Raw genomic sequence first — 12,748 nt, forward strand, 5'->3', positions numbered from 1 at the left:
ACTGCGTACGTCATACGCACAACTGCGTAAGTTATACGCAGTAGCTAGGATGGCCGTCAACCACGACCTGCGGGGGACCATGACCGAGCTACCTGGCTACCTGGCCGCCGCCTGGGGCAAGCAGGGCAAACCCACCCGTGGACCGAAGCCCGCTTTGAGCCTGGAGCGCGTCATCGCCGCCGGGGTCTCCGTCGCCGACGCCGAGGGCATCGAGGGGCTGTCGATGAGCCGGGTCGCCACCGAGCTGGGCACCAAGCCGATGTCGCTCTACCGCTACATCAGCTCCAAGGACGAGCTGATCGCGCTCATGCTCGACCGCGCGGGCGGCCCGCCGCCGCCGATGACGGCCGAGGACTGGCGCAGCGGCCTGGAGCTGTGGAGCCGCTCCTACCTGGCGACGCTGCGCGCCCACCCGTGGATCATGCGGGTGCCGATCACCGGCCCGCCCGCCACGCCGAACCAGCTGCGCTGGATGGAGGCGGGCCTGCGGCTGGCGACCGGCTTCGCCCCCGGCGACGCGATGGCCGTGCTCCTGCTGCTCAGCGGCTACGTCCGCAGCTGGGCGACGCTCAGCGCCGACCTGGAGTCCGCCAACGCCGACCCCGAGACGATGATGGTCGACTACGGCGCGGTGCTCGACGCGGTCGTCACCGAGTCGGAGTTCCCCGAGCTGACGAAGGCGATCCGCGCGGGCGTGTTCACCTTCGACCCCGACGAGGACCCCGACGTCGACTTCGTCTTCGGCCTGGAGCGCATCCTCGACGGCGCCGAGAGCGTCCGCTCAGACTGACCGCTCCCGCGCGACGAACGCCCCGAGCGCACCGGCGGCCAGGACCACGGCGATGACCGTGATCAGCACCCCCACCAGCAGCAGCACATTGGCGGTGACCGTGGCGACGGCGAACACGTCGTACATCCACGGCTCGTAGAGGCCGGGGCGAGCACCGCCACCGGCGGCAGCGCCGCGCAGACCCCCGCGACGGCCAGCATGCGGGCGGGCGTCCGGCCGGGCCGCAGGCGCAAGCAGCGCGAGCGCGGCGAGCGGCAGCGCGAACCGCAGCACGCGGGCACGCCGGGGTGAGACGATCGGGCGCATGGACCGGGTGCTGGGCGTGGACGCGTGCAAGTCGGGCTGGATCGGCATCGTGCTGGAGGACCTTGAGGTCCACGCGGTCTTCGGCGCGAGCATCACCGCGCTGGCCGAGCGGGCCGGAGCCGCGGACATCACCGCCGTCGACATGCCGATCGGCCTGCCGGACGGCAGCACCAGGCAAGCCGATCTGCTCGCCAAGAAGCAGGTCGGCTCCTCGGTGTTCCTCACCCCGACCCGCGCCGCCATCGCCGAGACCGACCACGCCGCCGCCAGCGAGGTGAACCGCCGCGTCGCGGGCAGCGGCATCTCCATCCAGGCGTACTCGCTGCGCCCCAAGGTCCTGGAGGTCGACGCCTGGGTGCGCACCACCGCGCCCGGCGAGGTGGTCGAGGCCCACCCGGAGGTCAGCTTCCGGCACCTGGCCGGGGAACGCCTGGTCACCGGGAAGAAGACCTGGGCGGGCGCCGCCGCCCGCCGCGCCCTGCTGGCGGGCGCGGGCATCGTCCTGCCGGACGACCTCGGCGAGGCGGGGAAGCAGGCCGGGGTGGACGACGTCCTCGACGCCGCCGTCCTCGCCTGGACCGCGCGCCGGGTCCGCCTCGGCGAGGCCGTCAGCTACCCCGACCCGCCCGAGACCTTCAGCGACGGCCTCTCGGCCGCCATCTGGGCCTAGGACCTACCCGCGGATCGTGTCCAGCACCAGCGGGCCGTGGGCGGGCGCGTCGTCGGCGACGGTGAACGCGCCGTGCAGTGCGGCCAGGGCGCCGTCGACGGCGTCCGGGGTGTCGGTGTGCAGTTCCAGCACGACATCCCCGGCGGCGACGCGCTCGCCCGGCTTGGCCTTGCACAGCACGCCTGCCGCCGCCTGCACCGGGTCTTCCTTGCGGGCCCGGCCCGCGCCCAGGCGCCAGCCCGCGACGCCCACGGCGTAGGCGTCCATCGAGGCCACGACGCCGTCGCGCTCGGCCTTCACCGCGTGCACGTGCCGCGCCACGGGCAGCTCGGCGTCCGGGTCGCCGCCCTGGGCGCGGATCATCCGCTCCCAGACCTCGTAGGCCCGCCCCGACGCCAGCACCTCGGCGGGGTCCACATCGGACAGACCGGCCAGCGTCAGCATCTCCTTCGCCAGGGCCACCGTCAGCGCGACCACGTCCGCCGGGCCGCCGCCGCGCAGCACCTCGACCGACTCGGCGACCTCCAGCGCGTTGCCCACCGCGCGGCCCAGCGGCACCGACATGTCGGTGATCAGCGCCGAGACCTCGCGCCCGTGGGCGACGCCGATCTCCACCAGGGCCGCCGCCAGCGCGCGGGCGTCGCCGGGGGTCTTCATGAACGCCCCGGACCCGCACTTGACGTCCAGCACCAGCGCGTCGGCGCCCTCGGCGATCTTCTTCGACATGATCGAGCTGGCGATCAGCGGGATCGACTCGACCGTGCCGGTGACGTCGCGCAGCGCGTAGAGCTTGCGGTCGGCGGGCGCCAGGCCCTCGGTCGCCGCGCACACCACCGCGCCGACGTCGGCCAGCTGAGCGGCGATCTCGGCGTCGGAGAGCCGCGCCCGCCAGCCGGGGATCGACTCCAGCTTGTCCAGCGTGCCGCCGGTGTGTCCGAGGCCGCGCCCGGACAGCTGCGGCACCGCCGCCCCGCACGCGGCGACCAGCGGGGCCAGCGGCAGGGTGATCTTGTCGCCGACGCCGCCGGTGGAGTGCTTGTCGACCGTCGGCCTGTCCACCTTGAGGTCCAAAGTGGACCCCGAAGCGATCATCGCCGCCGTCCAGCGGGCCGTCTCGGCGGCGTCCATCCCGTTGAGGAACACCGCCATCGCCAGCGCCGACATCTGCTCGTCGGCGACGTCGCCGCGGGTGTAGGCCGCGATGACCCAGTCGATCTGGTCGTCGGTCAGCCTGTTGCCGTCGCGCTTGGCGCGGATGACGTCCACAGCGGTGTGCATGGCCGTCACGGTAGCTGTTCCGGGCCGAACGCGTCGGGGAGCACCGCCGACATCGGCAGCGGGCCGCGCGGGGTGTCGATGAGGCAGTCCGGCCCGCCCAGCTCGTAGATGACCTGGCGGCAGCGCCCGCACGGCATCAGCAGCTCACCGGTGCCGCTGCGGCAGGCCAGCGCCACCAGCCGCCCGCCGCCGGTCAGCCGCAGCTGGCCCGCCAGCGCGCACTCCGCGCACAGCCCGACGCCGTACGCGGCGTTCTCCACGTTGCAGCCCGTCACCAGCCGACCGTCGTCGACCAGCGCCGCCGCGCCGACCTGGAGCCCGGAGTACGGGCAGTAGGCCAGCGCGGCGGCCGACACCGCCGCGGCGCGCAGGGCGTCCCAATCGGTCACTTGCCTTGGCCCTTGCGGTAGATCTCACCGACGGCCTTGGGTGTGCGCAGCCGCTGCGAGGCCAGCGCCAGGACCAGCACCGTCACCACGTACGGCGCGGTGCCGACCAGCTCCGGCGGCAGCTCGTCGCTGGAGAAGTACCACCAGGCGAACGCCACGCCGATCGCGGCGGCCACACCGGACAGGACCGGCGCGCCCAGGCGGTACTGCCACACCGCGACCGCGACGAGCGCGATCGCCAGCAGCAGCAACAGCGCGTGCACCGCGATCGAGCCGCGCAGCGCGAGCGCGTCGGTGTAGCCGAAGAGACCCGCGCCGGTGGCCATTCCGCCTGGCCGCCAGTTGCCGAAGATCATGGCCGCCAGGCCGATGAAGCCGCGGCCACCGGTCTGCCCGTCGCGGAACTGCCCCGAGCTGACCGCCAGGATCGCGCCGCCGAGCCCGGCGAAAGCGCCCGAGGCGACGACGGCGTAGTACTTGTACTTGTAGACGTTGACGCCGAGGGACTCCGCCGCCACCGGGGCCTCGCCGCAGGAGCGCAGCCGCAGGCCGAAGGGCGTGCGCCACAGCACGTACACCGAGCCGATGACCAGCGCCACCGCCAGCAGCGTCAGCAGCGACACCTCCGTCGTCAGGCCGCGCAGGATGCCCGCGACGTCGGAGACGAAGAACCAGCCCTTGCGCTCGACGGAGCCGAGCAGGTCCGGCAGCCCCGGGACCGACACCTTCTCCGCGTCGGCGATGCGCGGGGACTGCTTCTGCCCGCCGCCGGGCGCGTCGGAGAAGAACTGCTTGGACAGGTAGAGCGCCGCGCCGGGGGCCAGCAGGTTGATGGCCACACCGGAGATGATGTGGTCGACGCCGAAGGTCACCGTCGCCAGCGCGTGCAGGGCGCCGCCGAGCACGCCCAGCAGCACGCCGAACCCGATGGCCGCCCACGGCCCCCACTGGTAGCCCGCGTAGCCCGCGCCGAAGGTGCCCAGCACCATCATGCCCTCAAGGCCGATGTTGATCACACCGGCGCGCTCGGCCCACAGACCGGCCAGGCCCGCCATCGCGATCGGCACGGCCGCCGTCAGCGCCGCCTGCCACGATCCGGTCGCGGTCAGGTCGGTCGCGCCGGTGATCACCCGCACCGCGGAGAGCACCAGCAGCGCCGCGACCGCGATCAGCACGTAGAGCATCGGTGAGGGCTTGCCGCGCTTCACCGGCGCCGCGGTCTCCACCACCGCGAGTCCGCCGCTCATGCCGACACCTCCTCGGTCTTGGCGTCCTGCTTGTTCGCGCTCAGCGCCCTGCCGACGTCACGCTGCTCGGCGCGCACGCGGTAGCGGCGCACCAGCTCGTAGGCGACGACGACGGACAGCACGATCACGCCCTGCATGATCAGCACGATCTCGCGCGGCACACCGGAGATGTCCAGCGCGTTGGAGGAGTTGTCCAGGAAGCCCCACAGCAGCGCCGCGAAGGCCATGCCGATGGGGTGGTTGCGGCCCAGCAGCGCGACCGCGATGCCGATGAAGCCCAGGCCCGGCGGGAAGTCCAGCGCGTAGGCGTGCGAGGAGCCGAGCAGCTGCGGCATGCCGATCAGACCCGCGACCGCCCCGGAGAGCAGCATCGAGACCATGACCATCTTCTTGACGCTGACCCCACTGGCCACCGCGGCGGACTCGCTGAGCCCGGTCGCCTTGATCTCGAACCCGAGCCGGGTCCTGGCGAAGAGGAACCAGTAGCCGAAGCCGACCGCCACGGCCAGGAAGACCAGGCCGAACAGCGGCGAGGTCGAGCCCGGGATCTCGATGCCCGGCACCCGGCCGCCCTCGGTGATCTCCGGGGTGCTGATGTTGTTGGACCCGGGCACCGACTCCGCCAGCCGCGCCGGGTTGAGCAGGTAGGACACCAGGTAGGTGGCGATGGCGTTGAGCATGATCGTGGTGATCACCTCGCTCACGCCGCGGGTCACCTTCAGCAGCGCCGCGATCCCGGCCCACACCGCGCCGACCAGCATGGCCGCGATGATGGTCAGGGCGACGCGGACGAACCCGGGCAGCGACTCCATGAACGCCGCGCCCGCCATCGCCGCGGACAGCATCGCCGCGAGCCGGTACTGGCCGTCGACGCCGATGTTGAACAGCTTCATCCGGAAGCCGATCGCCACCGCGACCGCGGCCAGGTAGTACTGGATGGCGCTGTTGATCGAGTTGATCGAGGTGCGCGGCCTGCCGGCCGCGGTCACCATCGAGTCCACCGTGGCCACCGGGGAGTGCCCGGAGATGATCAGGATCAGCGCGCACACCAGCACCGAGAACAGCAGCGCGCCGATCGGGGCGGCGAGGCCCAGCAGGACCGAGCGCGCGGACAGGGTCCTCATTCGGCATCCCTCCCGGCTCCGGTCATCGCCGAACCGAGGTCGGACGGCGTGACGGTCGCGGGGTCGTAGTCGGCGACGAGGCGGCCGCGCAGGATGACGGCCAGCGTGTCGGACATGCCGATCAGCTCGTCGAGGTCGGCGGAGATGAGCAGCACCGCCAGGTGTTCGGCGCGGGCGCGGCGGATGTGCTCCCAGATCGCGGCCTGCGCGCCGACGTCGACGCCGCGCGTGGGGTGCGAGGCGATCAGCAGCACCGGGTCGCCCGACATCTCCCGGCCGACGATCAGCTTCTGCTGGTTGCCGCCGGAGAGCGCCGAGGCGTGCACCTCGATGCCCGGGGTGCGCACGTCGTAGTCGCGCACGATGCGCTCGGTGTCGGCCTTGGCGGCGCGGCGGTTGATGAGCGCCCCGCCCGCGCTCGGCTTGCGGGTCTGGTGCCCGAGCACCCGGTTCTCCCAGAGCGTGGCCTCCAGCAGCACGCCCTGGCGGTGGCGGTCCTCGGGGATGTAGCCGATGCCCGCCTCGCGGCGGGTCAGCGTGGAGTCGCGGGTGATGTCGCGCTCGCCGAGGTGCACCGAGCCCGTGTCCGGCTTGCGGATGCCCATGAGCGCCTCGACCAGCTCGGCCTGCCCGTTGCCCTCCACGCCCGCGATGCCCAGCACCTCGCCCGCGTGGATGGTGAAGCTGAGGTTGTCGAGCACCGCGCGGCCGTCGGCGTCGCGCAGCGTCAGGTTCTCGACGGTCAGCACCGCGCGGTCGGTCACCGTGGAGTCGCGCAGCTCCGGCACCGGGAGCGCGCTGCCGACCATCAGCTCGGCGAGCTTGCGGGCGGTGGTCTCCTTCGGCGACACGCTGGCGACCGTGGTGCCGCGGCGCATGACGGTGATGTCGTCGGCGACGGAGAGGACCTCGTCCAGCTTGTGCGAGATGAAGACGATCGTCAGGCCCTCGGCCTTGAGGTCGCGCAGGTTGCCGAAGAGCTCGTCCACCTCCTGCGGCACCAGCACGGCGGTCGGCTCGTCCAGGATGAGGATGCGCGCGCCGCGGTAGAGGACCTTGAGGATCTCCACCCGCTGGCGCTCACCGACGCCCAGCTCGTCCACCAGCCTGTCCGGGCGCACGCCGAGCCCGTAGGCGTCGGAGATCTCCTTGATCTTCTTGCGCGCCGAGGCGAAGTCCAGGGCGACCGCGCTGCCCGGCTCACCGCCGAGGACCACGTTCTCCAGCACCGTCAGGTTGTCGGCGAGCATGAAGTGCTGGTGCACCATGCCGATGCCGACCCGGATGGCGTCGCCGGGGGAGCTGAACCGCACCGGTCTGCCGTCGACGGCGATCTGGCCATCGTCCGGCTGCTGCATGCCGTAGAGGATCTTCATCAGCGTGGACTTGCCCGCGCCGTTCTCACCCACCAGCGCGTGCACGGTGCCGGGGCGCACCGCGATGTTCACGTCGGAGTTCGCGATGACGCCGGGGAAGCGCTTGGTGATCCCGGTCAGCTCGACGGCGAGGGCGGGGTCGCCGCCCGGTTGATCGGATGCCACGGGGTTCCTTACGTAGCAGGGGAAGCGGAACGGACCCGGGCAGAGATCGCCCGGGTCCGCCGCGGTAGTTCCTTACTTGGTGGCCTTGACCGTGATCTCGCCAGAGGTGATCTTGGTCTTGTACTCCTCGACCTGCGCGACGATGTCGTCGATCTTGCCGCCGCTGGTGGAGAAGGACACACCGCCCGCGGCCAGGTCGTAGACCTTCTTGCCCTTGGCGAACTGGTTGTCCTTGACCGACTTGATGATGTCGAAGACCGCCACGTCGACCTGCTTGACCATCGACGTGATGATGACGTCCTTCACGTCCGCCAGGGCGGGCAGGTTGTACTGGTCGGAGTCGACGCCGATGCCCAGCGCGCCCTTGGCCTTGGCCGCCTTGAAGGCGCCGGAGCCCGAGCCGCCCGCGGCCGCGTAGACCACGTCGGCGCCCGCGTCGAGCATGCCGTTGGCGGAGGTCTCGCCCTTGGCCGGGTCGTTGAAGCCGGTGAAGTCCGGCGGCTGGGTCAGGTACTTGACCTGCACGGTGGCGTCCGGCTTGACGGCCTTGACGCCCTGCTCGAAGCCGACCTCGAACTTCTGGATCAGCGGGGTGTTGACACCGCCGATGAAGCCGACGTTGCCCGCCTTGCTCTTCAGGCCCGCCACGACGCCGACCAGGAACGAGCCCTGCTCCTCGGCGAAGACCAGGTTGGCCACGTTGTCGGCGGCCGGGGCCTCGCTGTCGATGATGGCGAACTTGACGTCCGGGTAGTCCGCGGCGGCTGCGGAGAGGGAGGTCTCGTAGGCGAACCCGACGGCGATGATGATGTTGTGGCCGCTCTCGGCCAGCTGGCGCAGACGGTCTTCCTTCTGCGGGTCGGTCTCGCCCTGGGCGGCTTCCAGCTCGGTGAACTCGATGCCCAGTTCGGCCTTGGCCTTGTCCAACCCGCGCGCGGCGGAGTCGTTGAACGACTGGTCACCACGGCCACCGATGTCGTAGGCCAGCCCGACCTTGATCGACGACGGCGCAGGCGCGCCCGAGGTGCCCCCGCCACCCGGCTCAGCAGTGTCCGAGCCGCAAGACGCCAGGCCGAGGCCCAGCGCGAACAGCCCGGCGGCGAGACGAACTCCTCGCATTCGGCGCAAGGCTTTCTCCTTCCGAGGTGCCCCGGGGTAACCGGGTCTCCGTTAGCTATCCGCGAGACCGTACCCGCTGGTATTCCCCTACCTGTCCCAAGGCGCTCGCCGTGACCCAATTGTTGGGGATCCGACCGAATCGGCACTCCATGTCGCACCACAGGTCCCGATTGGTATACACAGAGTTACCGTTTGCCGAAGCAAGTCGCGGTTTCCTCACCGGACCGTCCCGATCGGGCGAGCGATCCCCGGCTGACGCCGACCCACGTGCCCCGGATCACGCGGTGTCGTCCGCCATGGTGGAGACGGTTCCGAGGATCGTCGCCACGCCCGCCGTCTCGTCGAGCGCGGCGCGCACCACGTGTCCACCATCACAAGCGACCACTACCTCCCGCACCAGGCCCGCCCTGGGAGAACACGCGTACCTGATCACCCACGGGATGGGCACGGACGAGCGCAGCGTGGCCTTGGTCCTGGCCCACCGACGCGGGCCGACCCGGCCACCCCCGGCGTCGCCTTTCCCGCCATCGCGCACGTCTTCCCCGTCCAGCACCACACCACCCGAGCACTCCGATTCTTCGGAATCACCCGGTGACCAGCACAAACAACCATGCCGGAGCCCCGCATCCCCACCGGAGGCCCACCCGCCCCCTTCGCCAGGCCACGCGCCCCGGAGTCCTGATCGAGGGGCGAACTTCGCGCCCTGTGGATGACCGCCCGTGTGCGTCTTCGGTCACAGAGAGGATCGGCGCGTTGGGTGCTCCGTGTCGGACGGGGCTAGCATCCGACAGGTCACGGCCGGTTTCGTGAGGCATCCGAACGGGCCAGTTGTCCATCAGCGACGTTGGAGGTCCGGTACTCGATGTCCGACTCGGCCATCACCACCGGGAAGACGGGGCGCGGCACGCTGTACCGCGGCGACCCCGGCATGTGGTCCTGGGTGGCGCACCGGATCACCGGTGTGGCGACCTTCTTCTTCCTGTTCGCGCACGTGCTCGACACCGCGCTGGTGCGCGTCTCGCCGAACGCGTACGACGAGATCATCGCCACCTACAAGACGCCGCTGGTGAACCTGCTGGAGGTCGGCCTCGTCGGGGCCGTGCTCTACCACGCGCTCAACGGCATCCGGATCATGCTCGTGGACTTCTGGGAGAAGGGCGCGCGCTACCAGAGGCCGATGCTGTGGACGATCCTCGGCGTCTGGGTGCTGGTGATGATCCCCGGCGCCTATTACATGCTGGAGCGCACGATCACCGAGATGTTCGGGGGCTGACCGACATGACCGTCGCACTGGACAAGCCCCGCTCCCCGCGCAGGCCCGCCGCGCGCCGCAGCAACTTCGAGATGATCTCGTGGCTGTTCATGCGCATCTCCGGCGTCGCGCTGGTGGTGCTCGTGCTGGGACACCTGTTCATCATGAACATCGTCGACGGCGGCGTGCACCGCATCGACTTCGCCTTCGTGGCCGGGCGCTGGGCCAGCCCGTTCTGGCAGATCTGGGACCTGTCGATGCTGTGGCTGGCCGAGATCCACGGCGGCAACGGCCTGCGCACCGTCATCAACGACTACGCCCGCAAGGACTCGACGCGGTTCTGGCTGAAGATCATGCTCTACGTCTCGATGGTGGTCATCCTCCTGCTGGGCACGTACGTGATCTTCACCTTCGACCCGAACATCAGCGCGAACTAGGGAAGCGGCTGTCATGCAGTTCCACAAGTACGACGTCGTGATCGTCGGCGCGGGTGGCGCGGGCATGCGCGCGGCCATCGAGGCGGGTCAGCGCACCCGCACCGCCGTGCTCACCAAGCTCTACCCGACGCGCTCGCACACCGGCGCGGCGCAGGGCGGCATGTGCGCCGCGCTGGCCAACGTCGAAGAGGACAACTGGGAGTGGCACACCTTCGACACGATCAAGGGCGGTGACTACCTGGTCGACCAGGACGCCGCCGAGATCATGGCGAAGGAGGCCATCGACGCCGTCCTCGACCTGGAGAAGATGGGCCTGCCGTTCAACCGCACGCCCGAGGGCAAGATCGACCAGCGGCGCTTCGGCGGCCACACCCGCAACCACGGCGAGGCCGCGGTCCGCCGCGCCTGCTACGCCGCCGACCGCACCGGCCACATGATCCTGCAGACGCTGTACCAGAACTGCGTCAAGCACGGCATCGAGTTCTACAACGAGTTCTACGTCCTCGACATCTGCATGACCGAGACCGAGGACGGCCCGGTCTGCACCGGCGCGGTCGCCTACGAGCTGGCCACCGGCGAGATCCACGTCTTCCAGGCCAAGGCGGTCGTGTTCGCCACCGGCGGGTTCGGCAAGGTCTTCAAGACCACCTCCAACGCGCACACGCTCACCGGCGACGGCATGGGCATCGTGTACCGCAAGGGCCTGCCGCTGGAGGACATGGAGTTCTACCAGTTCCACCCGACCGGCCTGGCCGGCCTGGGCATCCTGCTCACCGAGGGCGCCCGCGGCGAGGGCGCGATCCTGCGCAACGCCTCCGGCGAGCGGTTCATGGAGCGCTACGCCCCCACCATCAAGGACCTCGCCCCGCGCGACATCGTCGCCCGGTCGATGGCCCTGGAGGTGCTGGAGGGCCGCGGCGCGGGTCCGAACAAGGACTACGTGCTGCTGGACTGCACGCACCTGGGCGCGGAGGTCCTGGAGACCAAGCTGCCCGACATCACCGAGTTCGCCCGCACCTACCTCGCGGTCGACCCGGTGGAGGAGCCGGTGCCGGTCTACCCGACGGCGCACTACGCGATGGGCGGCATCCCGACCAACGTCCACGGCGAGGTGCTGCGCGACAACGACAACGTCGTGCCGGGCCTCTACGCCGCGGGCGAGTGCGCGTGCGTGTCCGTCCACGGCGCGAACCGCCTGGGCACCAACTCGCTGCTGGACATCAACGTCTTCGGCCGCCGCGCGGGCATCGCCGCGGCGGAGTACGCGGTCGGCCACGGCTTCGTCGACCTGCCCGCCGACCCCGGCGCGCTGGTGGCAGGCCAGGTCGAGCACCTGCTGTCGGACCACGGCAGCGAGCGCATCGCCGACATCCGCACCGAGCTTCAGGCCACAATGGACGCCAACGCGTCGGTGTACCGGACCGAGGAGACCCTCAAGCAGGCCCTGCACGACGTGCAGGCGCTCAAGGACCGCTACGCCAACATCACCGTGCAGGACAAGGGCAAGCGGTTCAACACCGACCTGCTGGAGGCCGTCGAGCTGGGCTTCCTGCTGGAGCTGGCCGAGGTCCTCGTCGTCGGCGCCCTGGAGCGCAAGGAGTCCCGCGGCGGCCACGCCCGCGAGGACTACCCCAACCGCGACGACACGAACTACATGCGCCACAGCATGTTCTACAAGCAGGGCGAGGGCCTGAAGTCCGACATCAGGTTGGACTACAAGCCGGTGACCTTCACCCGGTACAAGCCGATGGAGCGCAAGTACTGATGACCGCGACAGCTGAGCAGGCGGGAATCCGCGGCAGCATGCCCCCGGTGCCGGACGGCGCCGTCACCGTCACGGTGAAGATGCTGCGCTACAACCCGGAGACCGACAGCGAGCCGACCTGGCAGTCCTTCGGCGTCCCCGCGCTCCCGACCGACCGCGTGCTGAACCTGCTGCACTACGTCAAGTGGTACATCGACGGCACGCTGACCTTCCGCCGCTCGTGCGCCCACGGCATCTGCGGCTCGGACGCGATGCAGATCAACGGCGTGAACCGGCTCGCCTGCAAGGTCCTGGTGAAGGACCTGATGGCGGCCAAGGGCAAGCACACCACGATCACCATCGCGCCGATCAAGGGCCTGCCCGTCCACAAGGACCTCCTGGTGGACATGGAGCCCTTCATGGAGGCCTTCCGCGCGGTCAAGCCGTTCCTCATCACCTACGGCAACGAGCCCAGCCGCGAGCGCATCCAGTCCGTCGCCGACCGCGAGCGCTTCGACGACACCACCAAGTGCATCCTCTGCGCCTGCTGCACCACCTCCTGCCCGGTGTTCTGGACCGAGGGCAGCTACTTCGGCCCGGCGGCGATCGTCAACGCCCACCGCTTCATCTTCGACAGCCGCGACGAGGGCGCCCAGGAACGCCTGGACATCCTCAACGACGCCGAAGGCGTCTGGCGCTGCCGCACCACCTTCAACTGCACCGACGCGTGCCCGCGCGGCATCCAGGTCACGAAGGCGATCCAAGAGGTCAAGCGCGCACTGCTGTTCCGCCGCTGACTCCGACCCGCTCGGGAAGCCCTCGCCGTTCGCGGCGGGGGCTTCTCCGCCTCC

At 70.5% G+C, this 12,748-nt stretch carries 14 protein-coding genes; 6 read left to right on the forward strand and 8 right to left on the reverse strand.

The features are described from left to right. The first annotated feature begins 79 nt into the window (after positions 1 to 79). Positions 80 to 790, forward strand: a complete 711-nt coding sequence (locus ACFPM7_RS25980) for a TetR/AcrR family transcriptional regulator (RefSeq protein ID WP_378250405.1) — start codon at positions 80 to 82, stop codon at positions 788 to 790. On the opposite strand, the gene ACFPM7_RS25985 is transcribed toward ACFPM7_RS25980, so the two are convergent. Further along, on the reverse strand, positions 782 to 1,096 hold the full coding sequence (locus ACFPM7_RS25985) for a hypothetical protein (protein ID WP_378250406.1): 315 nt from the start codon (positions 1,094 to 1,096) through the stop codon (positions 782 to 784). The two genes, ACFPM7_RS25980 and ACFPM7_RS25985, sit on opposite strands and share 9 nt — an antisense overlap. Here ACFPM7_RS25985 and ACFPM7_RS25990 point away from each other — a divergent pair. Next, positions 1,095 to 1,766: a DUF429 domain-containing protein gene (locus tag ACFPM7_RS25990; protein WP_378250407.1), complete on the forward strand. Its 672-nt coding sequence runs from the start codon at positions 1,095 to 1,097 to the stop codon at positions 1,764 to 1,766. The genes ACFPM7_RS25985 and ACFPM7_RS25990 overlap by 2 nt on opposite strands. A gap of 3 nt (positions 1,767 to 1,769) precedes the next feature. Here the strand turns inward: ACFPM7_RS25990 and ACFPM7_RS25995 are convergent, their stop codons facing one another. The 7 genes from ACFPM7_RS25995 to ACFPM7_RS26025 form a co-directional block, all read right to left on the reverse strand. Next, positions 1,770 to 3,044, reverse strand: coding sequence for a thymidine phosphorylase (locus ACFPM7_RS25995; protein WP_378250408.1), 1,275 nt, complete (start codon positions 3,042 to 3,044; stop codon positions 1,770 to 1,772). Between the two features lie 5 nt (positions 3,045 to 3,049). Next, the gene (locus ACFPM7_RS26000; protein WP_378250409.1) at positions 3,050 to 3,433 is read right to left on the reverse strand and encodes a cytidine deaminase; all 384 of its coding nucleotides are present in this window, start codon (positions 3,431 to 3,433) and stop codon (positions 3,050 to 3,052) included. Beyond that, positions 3,430 to 4,680 (reverse strand): ABC transporter permease, encoded by a 1,251-nt coding sequence (locus ACFPM7_RS26005; protein ID WP_378250410.1) that lies wholly within the window; start codon positions 4,678 to 4,680, stop codon positions 3,430 to 3,432. The genes ACFPM7_RS26000 and ACFPM7_RS26005 overlap by 4 nt, the downstream gene beginning before the upstream one ends. Then, positions 4,677 to 5,804, reverse strand: a complete 1,128-nt coding sequence (locus tag ACFPM7_RS26010; protein WP_378250411.1) for an ABC transporter permease — start codon at positions 5,802 to 5,804, stop codon at positions 4,677 to 4,679. The genes ACFPM7_RS26005 and ACFPM7_RS26010 overlap by 4 nt, the downstream gene beginning before the upstream one ends. After that, positions 5,801 to 7,345 carry an ABC transporter ATP-binding protein gene (locus tag ACFPM7_RS26015; protein ID WP_378250412.1) on the reverse strand — a complete coding sequence of 515 codons (1,545 nt, stop codon included), beginning with the start codon at positions 7,343 to 7,345 and terminating at the stop codon, positions 5,801 to 5,803. Before ACFPM7_RS26015 ends, ACFPM7_RS26010 begins: the two co-directional genes overlap by 4 nt. A gap of 72 nt (positions 7,346 to 7,417) precedes the next feature. Beyond that, complete coding sequence (locus ACFPM7_RS26020) at positions 7,418 to 8,464, reverse strand: BMP family lipoprotein (RefSeq protein ID WP_378250413.1); 1,047 nt, start codon at positions 8,462 to 8,464, stop codon at positions 7,418 to 7,420. Positions 8,465 to 8,741: 277 nt separating this feature from the next. After that, the gene (locus ACFPM7_RS26025) at positions 8,742 to 9,017 is read right to left on the reverse strand and encodes a hypothetical protein (protein ID WP_378250414.1); all 276 of its coding nucleotides are present in this window, start codon (positions 9,015 to 9,017) and stop codon (positions 8,742 to 8,744) included. 309 nt (positions 9,018 to 9,326) lie between these two features. On the opposite strand from ACFPM7_RS26025, the gene sdhC reads away from it, so the two are divergent. Genes sdhC through ACFPM7_RS26045 form a run of 4 tightly spaced genes read left to right on the forward strand, consistent with a single transcriptional unit; the run spans position 9,327 to position 12,694 of the window. Beyond that, positions 9,327 to 9,737 (forward strand): succinate dehydrogenase, cytochrome b556 subunit, encoded by a 411-nt coding sequence (gene sdhC / locus ACFPM7_RS26030; RefSeq protein ID WP_378250415.1) that lies wholly within the window; start codon positions 9,327 to 9,329, stop codon positions 9,735 to 9,737. A 5-nt stretch (positions 9,738 to 9,742) separates the two neighbouring features. After that, complete coding sequence (locus ACFPM7_RS26035; protein ID WP_378250416.1) at positions 9,743 to 10,153, forward strand: succinate dehydrogenase hydrophobic membrane anchor subunit; 411 nt, start codon at positions 9,743 to 9,745, stop codon at positions 10,151 to 10,153. Positions 10,154 to 10,166: 13 nt separating this feature from the next. Further along, on the forward strand, positions 10,167 to 11,918 hold the full coding sequence (sdhA, locus tag ACFPM7_RS26040; RefSeq protein ID WP_378250417.1) for a succinate dehydrogenase flavoprotein subunit: 1,752 nt from the start codon (positions 10,167 to 10,169) through the stop codon (positions 11,916 to 11,918). Beyond that, positions 11,918 to 12,694, forward strand: coding sequence for a succinate dehydrogenase iron-sulfur subunit (locus tag ACFPM7_RS26045; protein WP_378250418.1), 777 nt, complete (start codon positions 11,918 to 11,920; stop codon positions 12,692 to 12,694). The genes sdhA and ACFPM7_RS26045 overlap by 1 nt, the downstream gene beginning before the upstream one ends. Positions 12,695 to 12,748 lie beyond the last annotated feature (54 nt).

The organism is Actinokineospora guangxiensis (assembly GCF_042657845.1).
In the GTDB taxonomy this organism is placed as follows: domain Bacteria; phylum Actinomycetota; class Actinomycetes; order Mycobacteriales; family Pseudonocardiaceae; genus Actinokineospora; species Actinokineospora guangxiensis.

Bases quoted from the DNA above. Each gene is read 5' to 3' on its own strand.
- ACFPM7_RS26035 (WP_378250416.1), top strand. From the start codon at position 9,743: ATGACCGTCGCACTGGACAAGCCCCGCTCCCCGCGCAGGCCCGCCGCG.
- ACFPM7_RS25985 (WP_378250406.1), bottom strand. From the start codon at position 1,096: ATGCGCCCGATCGTCTCACCCCGGCGTGCCCGCGTGCTGCGGTTCGCG.
- ACFPM7_RS25995 (WP_378250408.1), bottom strand. From the start codon at position 3,044: ATGCACACCGCTGTGGACGTCATCCGCGCCAAGCGCGACGGCAACAGG.
- ACFPM7_RS26005 (WP_378250410.1), bottom strand. From the start codon at position 4,680: ATGAGCGGCGGACTCGCGGTGGTGGAGACCGCGGCGCCGGTGAAGCGC.
- sdhA (WP_378250417.1), top strand. From the start codon at position 10,167: ATGCAGTTCCACAAGTACGACGTCGTGATCGTCGGCGCGGGTGGCGCG.
- ACFPM7_RS26045 (WP_378250418.1), top strand. From the start codon at position 11,918: ATGACCGCGACAGCTGAGCAGGCGGGAATCCGCGGCAGCATGCCCCCG.
- ACFPM7_RS26020 (WP_378250413.1), bottom strand. From the start codon at position 8,464: ATGCGAGGAGTTCGTCTCGCCGCCGGGCTGTTCGCGCTGGGCCTCGGC.
- ACFPM7_RS26010 (WP_378250411.1), bottom strand. From the start codon at position 5,804: ATGAGGACCCTGTCCGCGCGCTCGGTCCTGCTGGGCCTCGCCGCCCCG.
- sdhC (WP_378250415.1), top strand. From the start codon at position 9,327: ATGTCCGACTCGGCCATCACCACCGGGAAGACGGGGCGCGGCACGCTG.
- ACFPM7_RS25990 (WP_378250407.1), top strand. From the start codon at position 1,095: ATGGACCGGGTGCTGGGCGTGGACGCGTGCAAGTCGGGCTGGATCGGC.
- ACFPM7_RS25980 (WP_378250405.1), top strand. From the start codon at position 80: ATGACCGAGCTACCTGGCTACCTGGCCGCCGCCTGGGGCAAGCAGGGC.